Source organism: Pedobacter sp. UBA5917 (assembly GCF_002432345.1).
In the GTDB taxonomy this organism is placed as follows: domain Bacteria; phylum Bacteroidota; class Bacteroidia; order Sphingobacteriales; family Sphingobacteriaceae; genus Pedobacter.
Genome location: NZ_DJDT01000106.1, coordinates 1 through 22,305, shown reverse-complemented (window position 1 = coordinate 22,305; position 22,305 = coordinate 1). Strand labels below are relative to the sequence as shown.

Annotated in this window: 21 protein-coding genes; 4 read left to right on the top strand and 17 right to left on the bottom strand. The window is 39.2% G+C overall.

Annotation, left to right across the window (positions count from 1 at the left end; all coding sequences use genetic code 11):
- Positions 1–124: 124 nt before the first annotated feature.
- The 3 genes from B2V92_RS06560 to B2V92_RS06550 form a co-directional block, all read right to left on the bottom strand.
- Positions 125–826 carry an alpha/beta fold hydrolase gene (locus B2V92_RS06560; RefSeq protein ID WP_293306003.1) on the bottom strand — a complete coding sequence of 234 codons (702 nt, stop codon included), beginning with the start codon at positions 824–826 and terminating at the stop codon, positions 125–127.
- Positions 826–1,506, bottom strand: coding sequence for a uracil-DNA glycosylase (ung, locus tag B2V92_RS06555; RefSeq protein WP_293306001.1), 681 nt, complete (start codon positions 1,504–1,506; stop codon positions 826–828). The genes B2V92_RS06560 and ung overlap by 1 nt, the downstream gene beginning before the upstream one ends.
- 144 nt (positions 1,507–1,650) lie before the next feature.
- Positions 1,651–2,169: a thioredoxin family protein gene (locus tag B2V92_RS06550; RefSeq protein WP_293305999.1), complete on the bottom strand. Its 519-nt coding sequence runs from the start codon at positions 2,167–2,169 to the stop codon at positions 1,651–1,653.
- 114 nt (positions 2,170–2,283) lie between these two features.
- Here B2V92_RS06550 and B2V92_RS06545 point away from each other — a divergent pair, with 114 nt between their 5' ends.
- Positions 2,284–2,823, top strand: a complete 540-nt coding sequence (locus B2V92_RS06545) for a DUF2892 domain-containing protein (protein WP_293305997.1) — start codon at positions 2,284–2,286, stop codon at positions 2,821–2,823.
- A 237-nt stretch (positions 2,824–3,060) separates the two neighbouring features.
- Here B2V92_RS06545 and B2V92_RS06540 read toward each other — a convergent pair whose 3' ends face one another.
- Positions 3,061–3,558 carry a YdeI/OmpD-associated family protein gene (locus tag B2V92_RS06540; RefSeq protein WP_293305995.1) on the bottom strand — a complete coding sequence of 166 codons (498 nt, stop codon included), beginning with the start codon at positions 3,556–3,558 and terminating at the stop codon, positions 3,061–3,063.
- Positions 3,559–3,710: 152 nt separating this feature from the next.
- Here B2V92_RS06540 and B2V92_RS06535 point away from each other — a divergent pair, with 152 nt between their 5' ends.
- Positions 3,711–4,265 (top strand): pyridoxamine 5'-phosphate oxidase family protein, encoded by a 555-nt coding sequence (locus B2V92_RS06535; RefSeq protein ID WP_293305993.1) that lies wholly within the window; start codon positions 3,711–3,713, stop codon positions 4,263–4,265.
- Positions 4,266–4,342: 77 nt separating this feature from the next.
- Here the strand turns inward: B2V92_RS06535 and B2V92_RS06530 are convergent, their stop codons facing one another.
- From B2V92_RS06530 to B2V92_RS06475, 12 genes are all read right to left on the bottom strand, one after another.
- Complete coding sequence (locus tag B2V92_RS06530) at positions 4,343–4,555, bottom strand: hypothetical protein (protein WP_293305991.1); 213 nt, start codon at positions 4,553–4,555, stop codon at positions 4,343–4,345.
- A 140-nt stretch (positions 4,556–4,695) separates the two neighbouring features.
- Positions 4,696–6,405, bottom strand: a complete 1,710-nt coding sequence (gene lysS / locus B2V92_RS06525; protein WP_293305989.1) for a lysine--tRNA ligase — start codon at positions 6,403–6,405, stop codon at positions 4,696–4,698.
- 275 nt (positions 6,406–6,680) lie between these two features.
- On the bottom strand, positions 6,681–7,802 hold the full coding sequence (locus B2V92_RS06520) for a TlpA disulfide reductase family protein (RefSeq protein WP_293305987.1): 1,122 nt from the start codon (positions 7,800–7,802) through the stop codon (positions 6,681–6,683).
- Positions 7,803–7,822: 20 nt separating this feature from the next.
- A complete protein-coding gene (locus B2V92_RS06515) occupies positions 7,823–8,968 on the bottom strand; it encodes a TlpA disulfide reductase family protein (RefSeq protein ID WP_293305985.1) in 1,146 nt (381 codons plus the stop codon).
- Between the two features lie 146 nt (positions 8,969–9,114).
- Positions 9,115–10,524, bottom strand: coding sequence for a RagB/SusD family nutrient uptake outer membrane protein (locus B2V92_RS06510; protein ID WP_293305983.1), 1,410 nt, complete (start codon positions 10,522–10,524; stop codon positions 9,115–9,117).
- Between the two features lie 12 nt (positions 10,525–10,536).
- Entirely contained in the window at positions 10,537–14,064 is a 3,528-nt protein-coding gene (locus B2V92_RS06505; protein ID WP_293305981.1) for a SusC/RagA family TonB-linked outer membrane protein, read from the bottom strand.
- 201 nt (positions 14,065–14,265) lie between these two features.
- Entirely contained in the window at positions 14,266–15,246 is a 981-nt protein-coding gene (locus B2V92_RS06500; RefSeq protein ID WP_422662144.1) for a FecR family protein, read from the bottom strand.
- Between the two features lie 228 nt (positions 15,247–15,474).
- Positions 15,475–16,056, bottom strand: a complete 582-nt coding sequence (locus B2V92_RS06495; protein ID WP_293305977.1) for an RNA polymerase sigma factor — start codon at positions 16,054–16,056, stop codon at positions 15,475–15,477.
- Positions 16,057–16,258: 202 nt separating this feature from the next.
- Entirely contained in the window at positions 16,259–18,172 is a 1,914-nt protein-coding gene (locus tag B2V92_RS06490) for an AMP-dependent synthetase/ligase (RefSeq protein ID WP_293305975.1), read from the bottom strand.
- A 687-nt stretch (positions 18,173–18,859) separates the two neighbouring features.
- Complete coding sequence (locus tag B2V92_RS06485) at positions 18,860–19,186, bottom strand: HesB/IscA family protein (RefSeq protein WP_025142623.1); 327 nt, start codon at positions 19,184–19,186, stop codon at positions 18,860–18,862.
- Between the two features lie 94 nt (positions 19,187–19,280).
- A complete protein-coding gene (gene iscU, locus B2V92_RS06480; protein WP_010602054.1) occupies positions 19,281–19,694 on the bottom strand; it encodes a Fe-S cluster assembly scaffold IscU in 414 nt (137 codons plus the stop codon).
- Positions 19,695–19,822: 128 nt separating this feature from the next.
- The gene (locus B2V92_RS06475; protein WP_293305960.1) at positions 19,823–21,034 is read right to left on the bottom strand and encodes an IscS subfamily cysteine desulfurase; all 1,212 of its coding nucleotides are present in this window, start codon (positions 21,032–21,034) and stop codon (positions 19,823–19,825) included.
- Positions 21,035–21,151: 117 nt separating this feature from the next.
- Here B2V92_RS06475 and mce point away from each other — a divergent pair, with 117 nt between their 5' ends.
- Complete coding sequence (gene mce / locus B2V92_RS06470) at positions 21,152–21,559, top strand: methylmalonyl-CoA epimerase (protein ID WP_293305958.1); 408 nt, start codon at positions 21,152–21,154, stop codon at positions 21,557–21,559.
- A gap of 266 nt (positions 21,560–21,825) precedes the next feature.
- Positions 21,826–22,110, top strand: coding sequence for a hypothetical protein (locus tag B2V92_RS06465; protein WP_293305956.1), 285 nt, complete (start codon positions 21,826–21,828; stop codon positions 22,108–22,110).
- A gap of 1 nt (position 22,111) precedes the next feature.
- On the opposite strand, the gene B2V92_RS06460 is transcribed toward B2V92_RS06465, so the two are convergent.
- Positions 22,112–22,305, bottom strand: a 194-nt coding sequence (locus B2V92_RS06460) for a hypothetical protein (protein ID WP_293305954.1), incomplete at its 5' end; no start/stop codon positions are given.

The window sequence follows — 22,305 nt, the reverse complement described above, 5'->3', positions numbered from 1 at the left end:
GGCAGGGAGAGATCTATCTCGAAATAGATTTAGCTTCGCTGAGCACTTACGTGGTTCTCGGCTACGTTGCACTTCGCTCGAAATGACGATTTTTTTTATATAGATGCGTCACCCTGAATTTATTTCAGGATCTTTTTATCGAGAAAGATGCTGAAATGAATTCAGCATGACGGTTAGGACCTAGTAGTATTTGATCAATAATTTCTGAAATTTCCTTTGCATTTTGATAAACCATAAAGTGTGTTCCGTTGTGGATCACAAAGCCGGGTTTTGCTATTTTAGAATAAAGGATTTTGTCATTTGTACCGTGGATGTGGTAAGTCCGTTCAGGTACCGTTTTATTTTTCCAGCTTAATATACTTCCGATGGCCCATTTCAAAAAATAGGGATCGGTATCTTTAATAATTTTGCTTAGCAATGTTTTTTCACTGCTTGATTTTGTTCCGAAATAATAGTTCTGGGTGAGTTTGTTCGATGATTTTAACAATTTGGCCGGAATAAATTTCAAAATACCCAATCTGCCGGCAAAACGATAAAGTGCCGGTAAATGATTGCTTAACATCGTACTCGAAATGATAACCGTGCTGGCAGGTTTTAAAATCTTTGCTATTTCTACCGAAATCATCCCACCGAACGATACTCCAACCAATGCAAAAGGCTGCGACTGATCGATAACTTTACTTAACCTTTCGGCATAAGCGGCAAGTGATTCATTTTTAACCGGACTGATCCAATCTACATGAATGATATTGATTTTTTCATTGAGCTTAAGCTTAGAAAAAATCCTTTTATCGGCACCTAAACCGCTTATAAAGTAAGTGTTCATTATGCCGGCAGGTTCCAGTCGATAGGGCTAAGATTATTCTGTACCAAAAGCTGGTTGGCCTTAGAGAAGTGTTTTGATCCAAAAAAACCATTGTAGGCAGAAAATGGCGATGGATGCGCTGCCGTAAGTACATAATGTTTTTTCTGATCGATTAAAGCTGCTTTTTGCTGCGCATATTTACCCCATAACAGGAAAACAATATGTTCGCGTTTTTGCGATAAAGCTTTGATGATTTCATCGGTAAAAATTTCCCAGCCACGGTTTTGATGTGAGCCGGCTTCCGAAGCACGGACGGTTAAAGTAGCATTCAATAACAATACACCCTGCTCTGCCCAATGGGTTAAGTGACCGTGATTAGGAGTTTTGAAACCAGCAATGTCTGTTTCTAATTCCTTATAGATATTTTTTAATGAAGGCGGAACAGTTACACCCCGTTGTACGGAGAAAGATAAACCATGTGCCTGCCCAGTACCATGATAAGGATCCTGGCCTAAAATCACCACCTTAACCTGATCGAAAGGCGTAGTATTTAATGCATTGAAAATATCAGCACCTCTTGGATAAACCGTTGCGCCTTTCTCTTTTTCTTCCTGTAAAAAAGACTTCAGGTTTTTCATGTAGTCTTTTTCAAATTCTTCTTCTAAAACGGCTAACCAACCCGGTTCTAATGCTGCAGACATAGTATTGATGTAAGATGTAATAATGTAAAATGTATGGTGTTTTTAGTAAATGGCTAATGGTTTTGTAGTTCATGGTCAATGGCAGAGATGCCCATAATGGGCGATAGGCTATAATCCATCAATCATCTACTATGAGCCATAATGCTAAGATTTCTTCTTATAAATCGCTAATAAATCGCCTTCTAAAGATGTTTTAGGACCTTCGATAATCCGGCCTAATTCATTTCCTTTTTTATCGAAAACGATGAAAGTAGGGACTCTCGTAATATCCAGGCCATCTAAAATGCCGTTTTCAGCTTTTTTATTGCCATCAACTGCGATAATTTCTACGTTTTTATCTTTAAAGTTCAGGGCGTCCAAGATTTTGAAGAAGTTGGGTACGTTTGCTTTACTATCGCCGCACCAGGTGCCCAAAACAATTTTTATTTTTTCGTTTTTAACCAGTTTTTTCAATTCGATCATGGTTGCAGCATCCGGCACGTAGGCGGCATAAAGCGGATCGTACATTTCCTTAAATTCAGGAAAAGTGGTGATTCCCTCGCGGGTGCAGGCATTGATCAGGATATCTTTATTGTGGACTTGATCGTGGATTTTTTTGTTAACTTCTTGTGCAGAAACGTTCATTGCAAGTACGATTAGGGTTATTGATAGTAGGATTTTCATAGCTGTATGATGGTTTTTTGTTGCTTTCAAATTTTTAATGAAATTATTGTTTTAAAATCTAATTTCTGCCATTTAAACACGATATTTGCAAAAAAAATAATTAGAATAAAATTTATGCCAAATATTATCAGATTAATTGCGGGGTTTGCTTTACTGGGTGGCGCAATAGCTTTATTTATTTTCGGCTTTTGGCCATGGGGCATTATTGCCATTTTATTGGGGATAATTGTGCTGGTAACCTTCTTCTTTAACGAAAACATGTTATTGGCCCAATGGTATCTTAGAAAAGACAACATGCCTAAGGCAAAAATGTTTTTGAACCGTATTACCGATTACGAAAAACAGTTGATCAAAGCTCAACATGGTTACTATAATTTATTGATCGGTTTGATCGAAAGCCGCACTGCACCGATGCAGAGTGAAAAATATTTCAAAAAATCGCTTGCTCTTGGCATGGCCATGGATCATAACGTTGCTTTAGCTAAACTAAGTTTGGCCGGTATAGCAATGGCAAAGCGTAATAAACGCGAAGCAACCATGTATTTAGCAGAAGCTAAAAAAGCAGATAAAAATAAATTACTGGCCGATCAGATTAAACAGATGAAAGATCAGATGGGTATGATGGACAAGCAGCAGCAAGTTCGTTACAGGTAATATTAAGTTACTTAGAGAAAGCCATTTCGTAATTGAGATGGCTTTTTTCGTTAAAGACGTCATCTCGACCGAAACGCAGTGTAGCGGAGAGATCTATCTAGAGACAGATTTAGATTCGCTGAGCACTTACGTGGTTCTCGACTGCGTTGCACTCCGCTCGAAATGACGACGTTTTTTATTGAAGTTTCTATTCAGCAGATCTTCATTTAGCTTCATCCGATAGACGGGATGACCTAACTATAACGGATCTCTTCCAATAAACCTTTCTTCTCCCAACAGAAATCCGATTGCCTTTTTAATATTCTTATCTACCGATTCTTCTGTTTTAAGGTTGGCAATGTAACGTACAATTTCTTTTTGCAGGTATGGGGCAAGGCTATCGAATACGGCTTTTGCTTTTTTATTTCCTGCTAGGGCCAGCTCCAATTTAGGGTTGATGCCGATCAAACGTTCTTCTGCATCAAATGCAATTTCAAACATGGCAATATCACCAATATCTTTGCCTGCTGCCTTTCGCATGGGCGTGTTGAGGTATAAACGCCAATCGCCTGCATATTTTACCAGTGTTTGCTTAAATTTAAAACCATCAATTTTCATTATGATAGGGAATTGCCCCTTGTCTTTACCGGCCAGTTTGAAAATATATTCCAATGTTTCTTGAGGTACAAATACAAAGGGATTAATGCCAATAATTTTAATCTCGGCCTCAAAAGGTCTCGGTTTTTTGATATCCATTGATTAAAGATATTGCCTTTGATGAAAATTCCATAATTTTTAATTTATAAATTAAATGCTACAACTCCACGCTCTTCGCCCTACGCTTTTCGCTCTCCGCAAAAACCAAAGTCCATTTTTCATTGTAGTATTCTATATAAAAACTCAATCCCATGGCAACATCACAAGAAGGAAGTACAAATAATACCCAGGAAGAAAACAACATTAAAGATCTGGGTGGTAAAGAAGCGATCGAAAAACTTAAATCTTTGGCTGAAAAGGCCGAAAGTTGTTTTTTCTGTACCAATATTAAAACCGGTATACCGTTATCAATAAGGCCAATGGCCATTCAACAGGTTGATGAAGAAGGAAATATCTGGTTTATGAGTATGAAAGACAGTAATAAGAATGATGAAATTTCTGCAGATCCATTTACCCATTTATTGTTTCAGGCAGGGGCACATTCGGGCTTTGTTAATATATATGGCATTTCTGAAATCAGTCGGGATCAGGCTAAAATTGATGAACTCTGGAGTCCGTTTATTAAAACCTGGTTTCAGGGAGGGAAAGACGACCCAAATATAACACTGATCAAGGTAATCCCTTCAGAAGGATACTATTGGGATACCAAACACGGAACTGCTGTTGCATTTTTGAAAATGGCAGCATCCGTAATTACCGGAAAAACAATGGATGATTCGGTTGAAGGGAATTTGGAGGTTGACTAGGGGCATGACGTCATGCTGAATTTATTTCAGCATCTATCTCGAGCAGACCCTGAAATAAATTCAGGGTGACGTATGGATTACTTATCTCCTAAATAATCAAATCCTTCAAATTCTTCTCTTTGGGCTCTTTTGCTTAAGATATCATCTTCTTCAGCCTGGCTTCTTGAGAAAAATAGGGCTTCGGCCTGGATTCTTTTTATTAATTGGCGAACTAAGGTTAAATCAAAAGCATCTTTGCTTAATTTAATGCAGTATTCTCTTTCGTTGATTTCTAAACTTGACGTATTCATAAGGCAATCATTTTATTTATCGATTGCTGTAAATATAGAAAAGGCCTGCTAAACAATTGTTAGCAAGCCTTTTAAGTTTTTGTTATGTTTGTGTTAACACTAAAGGTGTTATTTCACCGTTGTAAGTGTCAAATTTTCGACTATTTCTGTGATAAAAACAAACCATCGTCGGTTTTGGTAACTTTTAAAGCGCCTTTACCGGTTAATGCTTTTAAGGTTGTATCCCATTTTTTATTGCTCCAATCAGTCAGTTTTGCTTTGATATCAGCTAATAAATATTGTTCGCCTTCCGAAACCAATGCATATAATTCGGTTTCTTCGGCAGTTAATTCTATTTTCTTTTTCTCCGGACGCATCTGAGGGAAGAATAACACTTCCTGGATGGTGCTTTGGTTGGTCATTAACATTACGATACGATCGATACCAAAACCTAATCCCGAGGTAGGAGGCATACCATATTCTAAAGCACGTACAAAATCGTCGTCCATTGCCATAGCCTCGGCATCACCACGATCGGCCAATTTCAACTGATCTTCAAAACGTTCTTTCTGATCAATCGGGTCGTTTAGTTCTGAATAAGCATTTCCGATTTCTTTACCATTTACAAATATTTCGAAACGCTCAACCAATCCTTCTGCACTGCGGTGTTTTTTAGCCAACGGTGTCATTTCGATCGGATAATCGGTAATAAATGTAGGTTGGATCAAATTAGCTTCTACTTTATCACTAAAAATTTCATCTACCAATTTACCGCGCCCCATAGTAGAGTCGGTTTCGATACCTAACGAAGCACAGGTTTGCAAAAGTTCCTCTTCGGTCATTTTCGAAACATCAATTCCGGTATATTTTTGGATTGATTCGTACATGGTCAGTTTTTCGTATGGTCCTTCGAAATTGATTTCGTTTTCACCAACTTTAACTACCGCCGAACCATTGGTTGCAATGGCTACTTTTTCTAAACATTCTTCAACCATAGCCATCATCCAGATATAATCTTTATAGGCTACATAAATTTCCATTGAGGTATATTCCGGATTATGTGTACGGTCCATACCTTCGTTACGGAACATTTTACCGAACTCGTAAACACCATCAAAACCTGCAACGATCAATCTTTTCAGATAAAGCTCATTTGCAATACGCAGGTAAAGCGGCATATCCAAAGTATTGTGGTGCGTAGCAAACGGACGTGCGGCAGCACCACCATGGATAGGCTGCAGGATAGGGGTTTCTACTTCCATCCAACCTTGCTCATCAAAGTAATTACGCATACTGTTAATCACCTTGCTGCGTTTGATGAAAATCTGTTTGTAATCAGGGTTTACCGTTAAATCTACATAACGCATGCGGTAGCGTAGCTCAGGATTTGTAAATCCATCGTATACGTTCCCTTCATCATCGCGTTTTACAATTGGTAAAGGACGTAATGATTTAGCTAAAACGGTGAAACCGGTAAGGTGGATAGAGATTTCTCCGGTTTGGGTAGTGAAAACATAACCTGTAATCCCGATAAAATCGCCGATATCCAAAAGTTTTTTAAATACGATGTTGTATAAGGTTTTATCATCGCCCGGACAAAGCTCATCTCTCTTCAGATAAATCTGGATACGGCCTGTTGAATCCTGTAATTCAGCAAAAGATGCAGCACCCATAATATTACGCCCCATGATACGACCTGCTAAACTCACAGTCTTATAGGCGGTTTTATCTTTTTCGTAGTTAGCTAAAATGTCGGCAGCAGTAACATTAATTTCGTAAGCTTCTGCTGGATAAGGCTCTATGCCCAACTGGCGTAGTTGTTTTAACGACTCACGTCGTAATACTTCTTGTTCTGATAATCCTATACTCATTTCGGGTATTTTTTGCAAAAAGTGATTTGCAATGTGTTTATTAATTGTAACCGATATCATTTCAAACATTGTTTTTCTGAAATGACACCTTTTGGCAAAGATAAGAAAGGTATTGTAATTAATAAATAAAAGTAAAGGTCTAAACTGATGCTTAGACCTTTGTTTTTTAATGTGGTTTATTATAACATGATCATCATGCTGTACTGAATCTTCAGGATCAGCATTCACCTCAAGTAGACCCTGAAATGAATTCAGGGTGACGATTTGTGAAAACTTTAATTATTCCCCAATATCTCAGCCAGTTTTACATTAAGTGCTTCGCCGCGGAGGTTTTTGGCAATTATTTTTCCATCCGGGCCGATCAGGTAGTTCTGCGGAACCGCGTTTACCTGATAAAGTTTAGCGATATCGCTTTTCCAGTATTTAAGGTCGGATACATGTGCCCATGTAAGGCCATCTTCCTGAATAGCTTTTACCCAATTTTCTTTTTTCTGGTCGAGCGAAACGCCCAGTACTTCAAGCCCCTTTTGATGGAACCTGTTGTAGGATTTTACGAGGTTTGGATTTTCTGCCCTGCAGGGTACGCACCAGCTCGCCCAAAAATCTACCAACACGTATTTACCTTTATATGAAGAAAGCGATACCGATTTATCTGCAGTATCAGGCGCTGAAAAATCAGGAGCCATTTTACCGATACCGAGTTTAGCGGCCGTTTTCAATACTTCTTCGAACTTTTTCCCAGCTGCACTTTCCCTGATATCTTTCGATAGAAACGCAAATACAGCCAATGTTGCATCTCCATCGGGTACCATGCCCGCATAATCTTTTAATGCGCTTAAACTGATGATAGAATTAGGATGTGCTTTTATAAAGGCCGCCTGGATTTCCTTTTTTTCGTCCTCAATTTTTCCAAATTGTTTTTGTAGTTCGGTTTGGTATTTTGGCGATTCCTTCTCTTCGTTTGGCAAAGCCAGGTATGAATTGTAGGTTTTGCTGAATTTGGCAGAATTTTCGGCCAGCATTTTACTTAATTCATTGTTCTCATCATTGATTATGGAATTTAATACCTTCGATTTCGCAATCGAATCAACAGGTGTGAGTTGAAGTGTTTTACCTTCAAGATAAAAATTGAGCCTATCGCCATTCTTTTTTGATGCATTGAGCCCTTTTCCTTTATGACTGATCAATAGGGTAGCCATGGCAGGTTCATCCAGCTGACCGTTAAACACAAATTTACCATCGTTAAGTGTAACCGAATCAGTTTTGGCTTTGTAGATTAAAAAGGCTTTAGCAGCCTTATCTGCATTATTGATCTGACCTGATAGCGTAAAATTTCCAGTTTGCGCAAAGGCAAGTACTGGGCAGCATGCAAGGATAGATATGATTATCTTTTTCATTTTATTAGGTTTTATGGTGCTTATTTAAAGATTTCTTCTAATTTTTTATCAATGGTAACGCCATCATCGCCAACTACCCTCGCCACAATTTTTCCTTTGGGATCGATCAGTATTTTTGTAGGGAGTGCGCTTATGCCATATTGTTCCATAATATCGTTCGGATTGCTTTCACCTTTCATTTTTTTAGTTATATCTCCACCGCCCAATACATGGTGCCAGGCACCAATGCTATCGGTTTCGATTGCTTTTTTCCAAAGCGCAACCCTGGTATCATCATCAGAAATACCGACAACATCTAATCCTTTATCTTTGTATTTGCCATAAATGTTACGTAAATGTGGATGGCTGGCCCTGCATGGAACACACCAGGTGGCCCAAAAATCGAGTAACACGTACTTACCCTTAAAATCGTTCAGGCTTATGGCTTTTCCGTTAACATCTGTTGTGCTGAAATTTGAAGCCATTTTACCGGGGGCACCTGCCTCTAATGCGGCCAGTTTTTTGCCCAATTGTTTGCCAATAAAATTATCTTTAAGTGCTTGTGGTAGTTTGGCATATACGGCATTTATGGAATCGGTGCTTAGCATACCACTGTACATGTAAACCATATATTCGGAAACATAAGAACGGGGATGTTCTTTTGCAAACCGGTAGGTAAGTTTTACCATGTTATCGCTGTGATAGTTCCTAAGTTTTTTAATTTCCTTCTTTTTTTCCTCGTCTTCGGTTTTAGGAAGTTTTGAAAGCGAATCCATTGCATCAACCGTTGGCTTTAAATAGGCTGTTAAGGCATCGGCATCTAACTGTGTTTGTGAACCTGTTAATTTCGATTTTCTGATCTGACCGGCATCAAGTTTAACCGTCATGTTGCCCGGTTCGATATAAAACTGGATACTGTCGTCTTTTTTACCCGTAACGCCCGGCTTTACGGAAAAGGAAGCTGTTTGCGGACCATCAATAATACCTGAAAAGGAGAATTTTCCGTTGTTAACAGCCTGTGCCAAATGAACGGATTTTCCATCGTTTCCGCTATACCTTAAGAAAACCGAATCTGTTTTTCCTTCGGTAACCTGTCCGGTTATTTTAAATGTTGAAGCCGGTTTTTGGGCATGCAAAAGGCCGGTTCCTGCTAAAAGCAGAAATAATGGTGACAATAAATTTTTCATGATAATTATTTAATAGATTTTTAAAATAAAGAGAAAGCCATGCCTTCCCAGCCCGCTTTGATATCATCCATCGGTTCAAAGCACCTCCATTACATCCATAATTTTGGTTGTTAACGGGCTGGTTAGGCAATAGAAAGCGTTAATTTTTACTTAGAATATCCGGGGTTTTGATCAACGATTAATGGATTGTTTATAAATTCTTCCTTCGGGATAGGAAAGATGTATTGGTTTTTGTCGGTAATAGTTGGCCTTAGCTGGGTTACGGTTGCCAATGGGAAACGCAGCAACGCCCAATAGGAAATGCCTTCTTCACCTATGAAATTCTTTACATATTCGTAATAAATCTGTTTAAGCAGATCGTCGCTCGTAGCAGCTGCATCAACAGTTGTAAAATCAGTTATACCGGCCTTTCCCATTATGGTTTTCAGTAGGTTTTTTGCTGCTACAGAAACACCTGCCGATCGTACCATGGCTTCGGCCTGCATCAGGTAAATTTCCGATAGCCTGAAGGCATATCCAACTTCCGAAATCTGGGTGGTGGTAAGGGTAGGGGTTACATATTTAATAAAATAAAAACCTTTGTTTCTTGCACCCGCATTACCAACAATCCATGTTTTTCGGGGATCGTTTGCAACCAGTGTATTAAAAGCGTTGGTTACCACGTAATAGGATGAGCGTACCACATAATTACCCGAAGTGTTGTAATAATATGCACTTTGGTTGGGCTGTGGCTGTATACCAAGCATCACCTCTGTACTGGTTAATCCTTTGGTATAAAAAATATCCTTTAGGTTGTTCTCCAGTTTGTACGGACCTGAATTGATAATGGTATTTCCTAATGTTGCACACTGTGCATAATCATCATTTTGCCCCCTGCTCAATAATACACGCATTTTTAAAGCCATTGCAGTCCACTTATTTGCATAAATATTGGTACTTGTTGCGGCTCCATTATCAATGGCGTAATTGATATCATCCAGGATAAAATCATAACTCTCTTTAACGCCGGCCCTTGCCTGAGGATAGTTTGTAGCAGTGATAAAATCCTTGCGGAGGATAACCCCAAAATTACTATTGATATTATCCCACTGACCAAAATAAAGCAACAGTTTAAAATGGGCAAATGCACGTAAAAACCTGGCTTCGGCCAAAATCTGCTGTTTACGTCCGTTAACGAAAAGGTCATCGCCCACTTTGTTAACCCCGCTGATTACCCCATTCGCAGCGTTGATGGTAGTATAATCCAATGACCATTCCCTGCTCATACCGGTAGTACCCAACTTATTGGTTTCTTCGTTTGTGGTATTGTTTCCATCGGCCATATAGCCTGATAAAATTCCTCCGTTAATCTGACTTGGAAGCCAGTTTGTTGAAGTTGCCGTAGCATTTGCAAGGCGGTAATAAACACCATTTAATGCAATATTTGCTGTTTGTTGGTTGATGATGCTGTTTCCTTCTACCAATGCATCATTCGGAAGTGCATCCAATTGTTTTTTGCAACCCGATACAACAAGGGCAAAAAAAACAATGCAGTAGATATTGATATATTTTTTCATCTTATTTTTTTATTAAAAACCTAATCTTATACCCATAATAAACTGTTTAACTGCCGGATACGCATTTGAATCTGTATAACCATCAATTAAGCTATAAGGATCGTTGCTTACTTCAGGATCTTGCCCTGGGTATTTGGTAATGTTGAATAAATTGGTTGCCGAAACATATACCGAAGCGGTTTGGATATTTATTTTATCTAACAGCGATTTTGAAAACCGGTAATTAAGGCTTACCGATTTTAATTTGATGTATGAAGAACTGTAAATGTTTTTATCGGATACCCCTGATGCATTTTGTCCGTAAATAAGCCTCGCATTGGTATTTGATGGATTTTCCGGAGTCCATCTATCCAATATCCTCACATTTTTATTTGTCCTGTCCGATACATATTGGTTTTGTACATCAGCCAGGTAAAGGATATGTCCGCCATAAGAATAGGTAAGTAGGGTAGATAACGAGAAATTTTTGTAAGAAAAGGTGTTGGTGTAACCGCCATAAAATTTAGGTGCTGCCGTACCAATCAGCCTGTAACCATCCGGGAAACCCGCTAAAGGTCCGGAGCTGGGGATTACATACATAGCATCGCCAATATTTAAATATGGCTGATAGAACGAATAATAGGTGAAAGCCTTTTTATAAGCGGCCAATTGTTCCGCATTCTGGATTATGCCGTTAAACTGGTTTCCCACAAATTGCCCGATGGGTAAACCTGTTCTTAAAACAGTGTTGGATAAAATATAACTTTGTCCGTTTGAAGAGCTTACGCTTCCATGGTTGGGATCAACAAAATCGGTATTTAAACCGGTAACCAAACTTCTGTTGAAGGAAATGTTGAAATCACTTCTCCACGAAAATGCCTTTCCCCTAAAAACATCGCCCTGTAAATTGATTTCCAATCCCCTGTTCCTGATATTGGCAAGGTTTGAGGTCAGGTTTCCGTAAGAAGAACTGGATGGTAAAGGCATATTAAATAATAAACCACTTGATTTTTTTTCATAAACACCTACACTTCCAACAATCCTCGATTTAAATAATGAGAAATCTAAACCGGCATCTTTTTGTAGTGTCGATTCCCATTTTAATCTGTCGTTACCCAGTTGTGATGGAATTACCGCGTTGGTTCCTCCATAAGCAACAGGTGTATATAAGGTACGGTACAGGTAATTTCCAATATTCTGTGTGCCGGTGTAACCTGCACTGGCCCTAAGTTTCAAATCATCCACCCAGGTTACGTTTTTCATGAAAGGCTCCTGCGAAATGCGCCAGGCCAAGCCGGCAGAAGGAAAATAACCTACACGGTTGCTGGTCGAAAATTTGGAGGAAGCATCAGAGCGGGCCGTAATGGTTACCAGATACCTGTCTTTAAACGCATAATTGGCCCTGATGTAAAAGCTCAGCAATGAGTTTTGTGCCGATGAAGCTACATTTGGCAGCGTAACTGCGGCAGATCCGAGGTTGTTCAGGATCAGATCGTCGGGGTAGGTTTGCCCCGAAGCCTGGAAAGAATTGATTTTGTTCTGTTCCCACGAAGTTCCTGCCACCACATCAATACGGTGATCTTCATTAAGCTGCTTGTTATAACTAAGGGTGTTTTCGATCAGGTAATTTACATTTTCTGTTTGTCCCTGCGAGCCAACACCTCCTTTGGTATCGGTTGAGCCACTGCTTGAAGAATATAAGGTAGATGACGGGGTGTAGTTCCGCTGGCGGTACTGGTTATAATTAATAGACCCCTGACTTTTAAAAGTTAAACCTTTAACAATTTTATATTCCAAAGTAATCGAACCTAAAAAAGCGGCATTTTTACCCTGGTTTATACCTTTTAGTAAACTTAAAGGGTTTTGGAAACCGTAGTAATTGTCGCTGCCTATGGCACTGCCGTTCAGGGTTTTTAATGTGCCATCAGGGTTATATGGCGCTAATGTTGGTGGTGCAAATAAAGCCTGCGAATAAACCCCATTGGTGATGTTGCTTGTGGTAAAACCATAGTCGATATTGGTTACAAATTTGAATTTGCTGTTGATCTCGTTATCCAGGTTGATCTTGCCCGAAAGACGCGAGAAATCAGTTCCTCTCAGCACACCATCCTGTTTGGAATAAGATAATGAAGTATAATATTTGGAGCCTTTCCCTCCACCGCGCACCGAAATATCGGTATTTTGGGTGATGCCTTTTCTCAGTACAAGGCTTAGCCAATCTGTATTTGCCGTTCCCAAATAATCAGGGTTGGTGAGGATACTGTTTGCTGTTGTACTTGTAGTAAGACCGGCCGCCACACGGTCGGCATTTAAGTTTCTGGCTGCTTCTTTCATGATCATGGTATAATCATCGGCATTTAAAAGTTTGGCTTTTACCGGAGAAGATAAACCTGTATAGTTATTGAACTGGAAAATCGGTTTTTGATCATTTAAACCTTTTTTGGTGGTAATGATAATTACACCATTTGCTGCTTTACTGCCATAAATTGCCGTTGCAGAGGCATCTTTTAAGATATCGATGGTTTCTATATCATTAATGTTTAAGCCTGCCAAACTGCTTAATCCTCTCGAAAAGCCTCCTGAAATTGCAGGGGTGGCATCGCTTGACGATTGTGCTACAGGATCAACCACCTCGCCAGGTGTTTTGATATACCTGTCAACAGGGGTTACCTGTATCCCATCGATAATATAAAGCGGATCGTTGCCGCCGAGGATAGAAGTTCCGCCGCGTATTTTTATCCCTGCAACACCACCCGGCGAGCCATCGGCCTGAACCACCTGAACACCTGGAGCTTTACCCGATAAGGCCTGATCAATGCTGGTGAAGGGAATATCTTTCACTTCGTCTATATTTACCGACGAAACCGAACCGGTAAGGTCTTTACGTTTTGTACTGCCATAGCCCACTACAACAACCTGTTCGAGTACCGAACTTATCGGGCTCAACATAACGGCATAATAGTTTTCCTTTCCGATTTTCTGCTCCTGTTGCTGGTAACCCACAAAAGTGAATACAAGTATATCGCCACGGTCGGCAGCAATGGTAAAAGAGCCATCTATCTGCGTGGCGGTGGTTTTCTTTGTGGTTTTGTTGCGCACGGTAACACCCATTAGGAAATTTCCTTTTTCATCGGCCACTTTACCGGAGATGGAAATAGCAACTTTGGCTACCGGCTGAATGTCTTTTTCTTTGACCGGTGTTTCTTCTTTCTGTTTCAGGATTACATTTTTACCGATTATTTTAAAAACAATTTCTTTATTTTTAAAACACAGATCAAGGGCAGTTTCTATTTCGGCATTTTTTAGCTCGATACTTACTTTAATGCCCGAAAGATCCTTGGCATCGTAAAAAAAGTGGTAACCTGATTGATTGGTAATGTTTTCAAGTACCTTTTCTATCGCTATATTTTTTTCATTCAGGCTTATCTTCTGTCCGAAGCTATTTGCGCTGGCCTGTACCAGGGCAATAAGCAGAATGAGCGTGGTTAGCTTCATAACCTTAAGAATTTTTTTAAAAAACTGCGTGTAGGCCACGGCAGTAGTAAAAGAATTAAAATTCATTACATTTGTTTGGTTTGGGTTAGTTAGATAAACAGTTCAGTTAAATTTTCTCCGTTAGGAGAGGGTTAAACCCAAATCTATTTTCGCAGGAGTGGTACCAGCACTTCTGCGTTTTTTTTGGAGATAACCTGGTTGGTTTAAGGTTAAATTTGTATCTGTTTCTTCATTTTCTTCATGTTTGGTTTGGTTGATAAAAGGATATTATTGAGTTACTATAATGGTTGATCCCTGCGGGCTTTGTTTTATCTTAAAGTTGATTTTTAGATAGCTTAAAATTTCGAGTACGTCTGATAGGTTTACATTGCGGGTAATCTCGCCCGAGAATAGCCTGTCGGGAATTTCTTTTTCGTATTCTACTTTCACATCATACCACCTCGAAACCTGGCGTAAAACTTCTTTAAAACTTGTATTCTTAAATTTGAAAATTCCGTTTTTCCATGCAACTACCTGCTCAATGTCCGGACTGGTTTTAACCGCTATTTTGGCATTGTTGTTATGCGTTTCAGTTTCAGCCTGCTCTCCCGGAACGAGCATTTTACTGTAGGCGCCTTTAACCAGTTTGATCTTCCCTTCAAGTAACGTGGTTTTTGTCAAAGGTTCATCCAGATAGGTGTTAATGTTAAAATGGGTGCCCAAAACCTCTACTGTCTGGTTTGCACTGCTTACTTTAAATGGTTTATCTACCTGGTGTACCACTTCAAAATAGGCTTCGCCGGTTATGCTTACCGATCGGGTATTTCCAACAAATTGTGTNGGGAAAGTGATAGATGATTCGGCATTTAACCAAACATTGCTTCCATCGGGCAATACCACCTGAAACTGACCGCCACGCGGCGTACTGATAGTATTATAGCTTATCTGGTTATTGCCGTTAGCCTCGTATACTACTTTTCCATCGGTGGCTTTATTTACAAAAGATAATTCTTTAATGCCCAAAATGCCTGTTTTTGCATCGGTTAACGAAACCTGTTTCCCATCGGCCAAAGTTAAAATTGCTTTATTGCCACCCGGTTTAATGTGGGCGTTGGCTATACTTACTATGTTCCCGTTATCTTGCTTTTTTAACAAAAAGAAGTAGCTACCTAAAGCTAATACAACCAAAACAGATGCCGCTACGGTGATTTTCTGCCATAGCGCAATCGTTTTAGCTGGTTTCGTAACTGTTAGTAACTTGTTTAACATTTCCTTTTCAGTATTTTTAAGTTCCTGCTCCGAAAGAGAAAGCCTTTCACCGGTATTTAGGTTGTTGTACCAGGTTTCGAAAATGCTTTTTTCTTCTTCCGAACAATTCCCCTCTGCATATTTCAGCAAAAGTTCTTTAGCGTTAAGGTTGCTCATAGGGTAAATTTGAATGCTTCAAAACTATATATCGGTTGATAATAGAGAAGGGGGGATAAGAAAATAAAATAATTAAAGTAAATTATAATAAAATAGCAAGAATAGCACTAAGCCCAGTTTTGTTCTTAATGTTTTCAGCGCTTTCTTTACCTGATCTTTAACCGTTTCTTCCGAAATGCCCATTTTTTCGGCAATTTCCTTATGACTAAGCTGTTCAAAACGACTCATTTTGAAAACTTCACGCATTCTTGGCGGTAAATTTTCAATTTCCTCGTTAATGATGGAGCGTAACTGATTTTCCCTTACTAAATAATCGGTGTGTGGTGGTTGACTATCTATAAAATTCTGTAAGGATTCGATGTATCTCTCTTTGGATTTATTTTTGGAAAAGAGATCAGCAATTTTATAACGTACAGCCGTAAATAAGTAACTGGCGAGGTTGATATTCGGTGTTATGCTTTCCCTACGTATCCAAAGAGAATAAAAAATTTCGTGCACAAGGTCTTTTGCATCCTCTCTACTTCTGGTTTTATTATAAGCGTGGCTATAGAGCAACGAATTATACCGGGTAAAAATCTCGGTATATGCCGAATGATTCCCTTTTTTTAGAAGGAGCAATAATTCTGAATCGCTTAAACTATTGTGCTGGGACATACATTCATAGCGAATTTACAATAAATTAAGGATTTACTAAAATGTGGGAGGTAAATCCTATCCAAATTGTCGTCATTGCGAGAAGGCTTTTTCAGCCGACGAAGCAATCTTACAACGATCGCTACCTCGCGTGCGCATTAAGATTGCTTCGTTCCTCGCAATGACGAAAATAATAAAAAGCGCTATGTATTAACTTGCTCTGTTATTCCGCTTCTACACCTTCTTCGTACATCTCGTTAATCGCCTCAGCATATTTTTTCTCTACAATACGGCGTTTAACTTTCATCGTTGGCGTAATTTCGCCTTCATCTATATTGAAAGGATTACGTTTGATCTTAAAGTTTTTGATGCGCTCAAATTTGGCAAGCTCATTGGAGATTTTCTTGATGTCGAGCTCCATCCAGTCGATAATTTCCTGGTTACGGATAAAAGGATCAGCTTCTTCAAAAAACGAAGGTTTAAGCTTAAAGGTTTCCTCCAAAGTTTCCCTGTTTGGGATAATGATGGCCGTAATAAATTCGCGTTTATCGCCGATTAAGAACAACTGGTCAATCTTTGGACTTTTTAGATAGATGTTTTCTACCGGCGTAGGATATACGTTTTTACCATAAGCATTAACGATCATGTTTTTTAAACGATCGGTAATCTGCAGGTTCCCTTTATAAAAACGGCCGATATCGCCTGTGTGGAACCACATAGCTGCATCAATCGCTTCGGCAGTTTCTGCAGGTTTATTAAAATAACCTTTCATTACGCAATGTCCACGCACAATTACTTCGCCTTCTGCACATTCAAAATCCTCATTAAAAGTATTGTGTGTTTGGATACTCAACATTTCTTTGCTCTCTACATCCTGAATGCCTACTTCAATACCAGGAATTACGCGTCCAACAGTACCGTAAACCTGGCGGTGGTATTCCGTTACCGACATTACCGGTGAGGTTTCTGTTAAGCCGAATCCTTCCAGTATTTTAATACCCAGATCGCCAAAAAACTCACCCACATTTTTAGGTAGGGCAGCGCCGCCCGAAATCATGAATTTTAATCTTCCACCAGTTTTTTCCTTGATCTTGCTGAATACCAATTTCTCTGCAATGCCTTTTTTGGCAGATAAGATCAAACCCGGATTTTTGCCGGCTTCTTTTGCTACACGGTATTTATTTCCTGTTTCAAGCGCCCAGGTAAATATTTTTGCTTTTGTTCCACCGCCTGCTGTTCCTCCTTTTATTGCTTTATCATGTATACGCTCTAGCAAACGCGGCACACAGCTCATTACCGTTGGGCGAACTTCTCCCATGTTTTTTGCCAGCAATTCCAAACTTTGTGCAAAGGCAATTTTACAGCCCTGTGCACAGCAAACATGATAGGTAGCTGTACGTTCGAATACGTGCGATAATGGTAAAAACGAAAGAAAAGTTTCTGTTTGATCAATCACCGGGATTTGCTGCAAACAAACTTCTACATTTTTAACAAAATTATAATGGGTAAGCATTACACCTTTTGGCGTTCCGGTAGTACCCGAGGTATAAATTAGAGAAGAAACATCTTCTGGCAATACCAAACTTCTGCATTGGTCTATTTCGGCCCTTTCGGCTGCAGTAACCTGATGCTTAAGTGCAAGGATATCCGAAAAAGCGATTACTTCTACATTTACATCAGCAGGGACAGTAACTTTTTCAAAATCTTTAAATGTCGGAATGATATATTTTAGTTCCTTACAATTGGCAGCAACTTTTAAAACTTTACGGTAAAGGAAATTATTCCCAACAAGAATGGCTTTTATGCCCGAATCGTTAATGATATAAGCCACTTCCTGTTCTGAAAGTGTAGGGTAAATGGAAACATTGATCACTCCGATCTGTTGGATTCCCTGATCGTAATAAACGTATTCAGGCGAGTTTTCGATCATCAAACCTAAGCGGTCGCCTTTTTTTATTCCTTTTTCTAAAAAGAATGCAGAAACTGCATCGGCTCTTTTTAGGGTATCTTCGTAAGAAATTTCAACCCATTCTGTACCCTGTTTATGGATCAAAAAGGTTTCTTGTGGCTGGTGTATATTTTTTACAACATTCCGCAACAGGGTAGGGACCGTTGAAAATTCGTTTATTAATGGCATTGCTCGTAATTGGTTCGCTGAATATAATTAACAATAATAACGCTTTTTGGTTTAAAAATACAAATTGGCGTTAGGGTTTCTTCCATGCTTGTCATCCTGAGCGCAGCGAAGGATCTTTATATAACAACACTGGATTCACTTAGATACTTTCTTTACATTTTAAATATCATTTGTTCGCCCATCTACACAGGCTTGCCTCGGCTCGCCGCCGCCGAAGGGCTCTTACCTTTTTCTTAATAAAAAGGTAACCCAAAAATCAAGGCTTGGATCTGATGTCGGACAAATTCGTTAAAGCTTTGACGGCGACAGTATCTAGGCTTTTATCCTAGCGTTATTCCATCGCTCTCGCTTGATCCTGCCTTGGATTGTGCCGGGTTGAATGGAAATGCTAAAGCTTTAACGTTTTCTCCTTCCATCATATCCTATGCCGGATGAGCAGGGTGCGGAGTAAATTTTCGTATTATTTCTATCGCACTCACTTTATCAGCAAAGACTGTCACTTTTTATTGATATGCTTTAACCATAATGGCGACTTTATCTGAATAATCAGTGTAAAGAATAGAAATCAGCCTTATCTGCGTCTTTTAGATCTGCGAAAATCTGCGGGGAAAAACAAAGAAAATAAATTCCTTAAAACGCAAAAAAGGTTCCATAAAATGAAACCTTTTCTTATAAATTTAGATCCGATTAAACTGAAAAACTCTCACCACAGCCACAGCTACGGCTTGCATTGGGGTTGATGAAATTAAAACCTTTTCCGTTTAAACCATCCGTGAAATCGAGTTCAGTTCCGGCCAGATAAAGGAATGATTTCATATCCAACGCAATTTTGATTCCTCTATCTTCAAAAAACTGATCGCCTTTTTGTTCTTCGTTATCAAAATCCAGATTGTATGATAAACCCGAACAGCCACCGCCTTTTACAGAAACGCGTAAAAAGTAATCAGAACCCATTTCCGAATCCTGCATTAAGTGGGTGATTTTTTCTTTTGCTTTATCTGTTATCGTAATCATAGTGATATAGATTTGAGATTTGAGATGTTAGGTTTGAGATATATTTGTGTACCCAAAGGTCTCACATCTCAATTCTATTGTCCCACATCTATTTTTAGTGGTGCGATTTTTCTAATACAATAGCTTCCAAGCCATTTTTAACGCGGTAATCGTTGATCGCAGATTTAATTGCATCCTCTGCCAATACCGAACAGTGGATTTTTACAGGAGGTAAAGCCAATTCTTCAACAATATCCATGTTATCGATAGATAAAGCCTCATCAATTGTTTTTCCTTTTAACCATTCTGTAGCTAAAGAAGAAGAAGCGATAGCCGAACCGCAACCAAATGTTTTAAATTTAGCATCGGTGATTACGTTATCTTCGCTAACTTCAATCTGTAAACGCATTACGTCGCCACACTCAGGTGCACCAACTAATCCTGTTCCTACAAATTTGCTGTCTTTATTTAAAGTACCTACGTTACGTGGGTTATTATAATGGTCGATTACTTTTTCTGAATATGCCATGTTTTTATTTTTTAATCTCCCTGCGGAGCAATTTTTTAATTATTTGTTTAGTGTTGGGCGTTCTGCGTATGGCGGTTGGCGTTTAACCTTCTACCTTTAACCTTTAACCTTCAAGCCTTCAACCTTTCTTAGTGTTCAGCCCACTCGATTTTACTCAAATCGATTCCTTCTTTAAACATTTCCCAAAGTGGCGAAAGTTCTCTTAAGTGGTTAACTGCTTTTTCTGTAACTGCAATTGCCTGGTCTATTTCTGCTTCAGTAGTAAACCTTCCTAAACCGTAACGGATAGAAGAGTGTGCTAAATCATCAGATAAACCTAAGCTTTTTAATACATACGATGGTTCTAAAGAAGCAGATGTACAGGCCGAACCTGATGATACTGCCAAATCGCTCATTGCCATCATTAAACCTTCACCTTCAACATATTTGAAAGAAATATTGGCTACATGCGGTAAACGGTGTTGTGTATTACCATTAACATAACTTTCTTCCATTTTGTTCAGTGTCGATTCTAATTTATCGCGTAATGCAGATAAACGGATCGATTCGCTTTCCATTTCTAAACGGCAAAGTTCGCAGGCTTTACCCAAACCAACAATACCAGGAACGTTTAATGTACCCGAACGCATACCTCGCTCGTGGCCACCGCCATCCATTTGTGCAGTAACTTTAACCCTTGGGTTTTTACGGCGAACATAAAGTACACCAACACCTTTCGGACCATACATTTTATGTGCCGAGAAAGCCATTAAGTCAATACCGTCAGCATTTACATCAACAGGGATTTTACCAACTGCCTGCGTAGCATCAGTCATAAATAAAGCACCGTGTTTGTGTGCAATGGCTGCAATTTCTTTTACCGGTTGTATTACGCCGATTTCGTTGTTACCATACATAATCGAAACCAAAATGGTTTCAGGTGTCATGGCAGCTTCCAATTCAGCTAAATCAATTAAACCGTCTTCTTTAACACCTAAATAAGTAACGCGTGCGCCATTTTTTTCTAAGTGTTTGCAGGTATCTAAAACTGCTTTATGTTCAGTAACCGCAGTAATAATGTGGTTACCTTTTTCTTTGTACATTTCAAATACACCTTTAATAGCCAGGTTATCGGCTTCGGTAGCACCTGATGTAAAAATAATTTCTTTTTCAGTACAACCGATTAATTTGGCTACCTGCTCGCGGGCGTAATCAACACCTTCTTCGGCCACCCATCCAAAGGCATGGTTACGGCTGGCGGCGTTTCCAAATTTTTCAGTAAAGTAAGGTAGCATTGCTTCCAGCACACGTGGATCTAACGGTGTTGTAGCATTATTATCTAAATATATCGGCTGTTTCATCTCTATTCTGTTAATTATACCACAAAGATACGAAAAAACTTATTTAACAATTATAAATAATAGCTATGAGCTTATAGATAAAAGCCGCATTTTTACATTCACATAACCTTATAATCTATGAAAAAGATAGAACACATCGGTATCGCCGTAAAAGATCTCAACAGTTCGATAGCCATTTACGAGAAACTACTCAATACCGATTGCTATAAAACAGAGCAGGTTGCATCCGAATCGGTAAATACAGCCTTTTTTAAAACCGGCGAAAACAAGGTAGAACTGCTCCAGGCCACTGCTGCGGATAGCGCAATTGCCAAATTTATCGAGAAAAAAGGAGAGGGGATCCATCATATTGCTTTTCTGGTTGATGATATCCTCGCCGAAATGGAAAGGCTGCATCAGGAAGGTTTTGTACTACTCAACGAGTCGCCAAAAAAAGGAGCCGATAATAAAATGGTGTGTTTCGTACATCCAAAAGATACCAATGGTGTGCTGATCGAGATCTGCCAGGAGATTAAATGGGTGTAGAGGATGGAAAATGGAAGAATGTAAGATGGATGATGTACACGCATCCGTCACCCTGCCCCGATTACTACCTTGGGATCAACATTTTTCCTCCTAGATAGACCCTGAAATAAATTCAGGGTGACGACTCTCAATGAAAAATGTACGCTGGGAACCTTTTAAGGCAATATTATTATCGAACTCAAATTAAAACTATTTTTAATGAAAAACCCTGATCTTGAAATCCTACAATCTTAAAAATCCTGTTCCAATCCTAAAAATCCTGTTCTATGTCGTTAGTTAGCATCATCAGTAAAGATTTTGATATACCGGATAACCTTTCCGAAAGCCAGTTACGCGATGCCATGGTTGATGCTTTTGCCTATCTTATTGATAACGATTTCCCGAAACTGATCCAGATCTTATATAAAGCTGATGTTGATCAATATAAGTTAAAAGAATTGTTGGAAACGGTAGAAGGCTCAAGCTCGGCCGAAGTAATTGCCGATGCATACATTGCCCGCCAAAAGGCCAAAATAGAAACCTGGGCAAAATATAGTCCGAAGAAAGATTAATTTATTCCTGCGAAGGATTAAAACGGTTGTACATATCCATATCAAAAAACGAAATGGAGTTAATCTTATCTGCTTTTAATACCAGATCTGTTTTTAATTCGTCTGTATTGGCAACAGAACCGTCTTCGATATAACTGGCGTAAACCGTTAAATATTGCGTGGTAAAAATCAGCTCTTTATCGTCGGCCTTTCGGT

What these genes read in the sequence shown, in the direction of transcription:
- B2V92_RS06465 (WP_293305956.1), top strand. Translation starts at nt 21,826, where the DNA reads ATGTCGTTAGTTAGCATCATCAGTAAAGATTTTGATATACCGGATAAC.
- lysS (WP_293305989.1), bottom strand. Translation starts at nt 6,405, where the DNA reads ATGAGTATAGGATTATCAGAACAAGAAGTATTACGACGTGAGTCGTTA.
- B2V92_RS06545 (WP_293305997.1), top strand. Translation starts at nt 2,284, where the DNA reads ATGCCAAATATTATCAGATTAATTGCGGGGTTTGCTTTACTGGGTGGC.
- iscU (WP_010602054.1), bottom strand. Translation starts at nt 19,694, where the DNA reads ATGGCATATTCAGAAAAAGTAATCGACCATTATAATAACCCACGTAAC.
- B2V92_RS06490 (WP_293305975.1), bottom strand. Translation starts at nt 18,172, where the DNA reads ATGCCATTAATAAACGAATTTTCAACGGTCCCTACCCTGTTGCGGAAT.
- B2V92_RS06560 (WP_293306003.1), bottom strand. Translation starts at nt 826, where the DNA reads ATGAACACTTACTTTATAAGCGGTTTAGGTGCCGATAAAAGGATTTTT.
- B2V92_RS06505 (WP_293305981.1), bottom strand. Translation starts at nt 14,064, where the DNA reads ATGAATTTTAATTCTTTTACTACTGCCGTGGCCTACACGCAGTTTTTT.
- B2V92_RS06520 (WP_293305987.1), bottom strand. Translation starts at nt 7,802, where the DNA reads ATGAAAAAGATAATCATATCTATCCTTGCATGCTGCCCAGTACTTGCC.
- ung (WP_293306001.1), bottom strand. Translation starts at nt 1,506, where the DNA reads ATGTCTGCAGCATTAGAACCGGGTTGGTTAGCCGTTTTAGAAGAAGAA.
- B2V92_RS06535 (WP_293305993.1), top strand. Translation starts at nt 3,711, where the DNA reads ATGGCAACATCACAAGAAGGAAGTACAAATAATACCCAGGAAGAAAAC.
- mce (WP_293305958.1), top strand. Translation starts at nt 21,152, where the DNA reads ATGAAAAAGATAGAACACATCGGTATCGCCGTAAAAGATCTCAACAGT.
- B2V92_RS06540 (WP_293305995.1), bottom strand. Translation starts at nt 3,558, where the DNA reads ATGGATATCAAAAAACCGAGACCTTTTGAGGCCGAGATTAAAATTATT.
- B2V92_RS06475 (WP_293305960.1), bottom strand. Translation starts at nt 21,034, where the DNA reads ATGAAACAGCCGATATATTTAGATAATAATGCTACAACACCGTTAGAT.
- B2V92_RS06515 (WP_293305985.1), bottom strand. Translation starts at nt 8,968, where the DNA reads ATGAAAAATTTATTGTCACCATTATTTCTGCTTTTAGCAGGAACCGGC.
- B2V92_RS06495 (WP_293305977.1), bottom strand. Translation starts at nt 16,056, where the DNA reads ATGTCCCAGCACAATAGTTTAAGCGATTCAGAATTATTGCTCCTTCTA.
- B2V92_RS06530 (WP_293305991.1), bottom strand. Translation starts at nt 4,555, where the DNA reads ATGAATACGTCAAGTTTAGAAATCAACGAAAGAGAATACTGCATTAAA.
- B2V92_RS06485 (WP_025142623.1), bottom strand. Translation starts at nt 19,186, where the DNA reads ATGATTACGATAACAGATAAAGCAAAAGAAAAAATCACCCACTTAATG.
- B2V92_RS06510 (WP_293305983.1), bottom strand. Translation starts at nt 10,524, where the DNA reads ATGAAAAAATATATCAATATCTACTGCATTGTTTTTTTTGCCCTTGTT.
- B2V92_RS06550 (WP_293305999.1), bottom strand. Translation starts at nt 2,169, where the DNA reads ATGAAAATCCTACTATCAATAACCCTAATCGTACTTGCAATGAACGTT.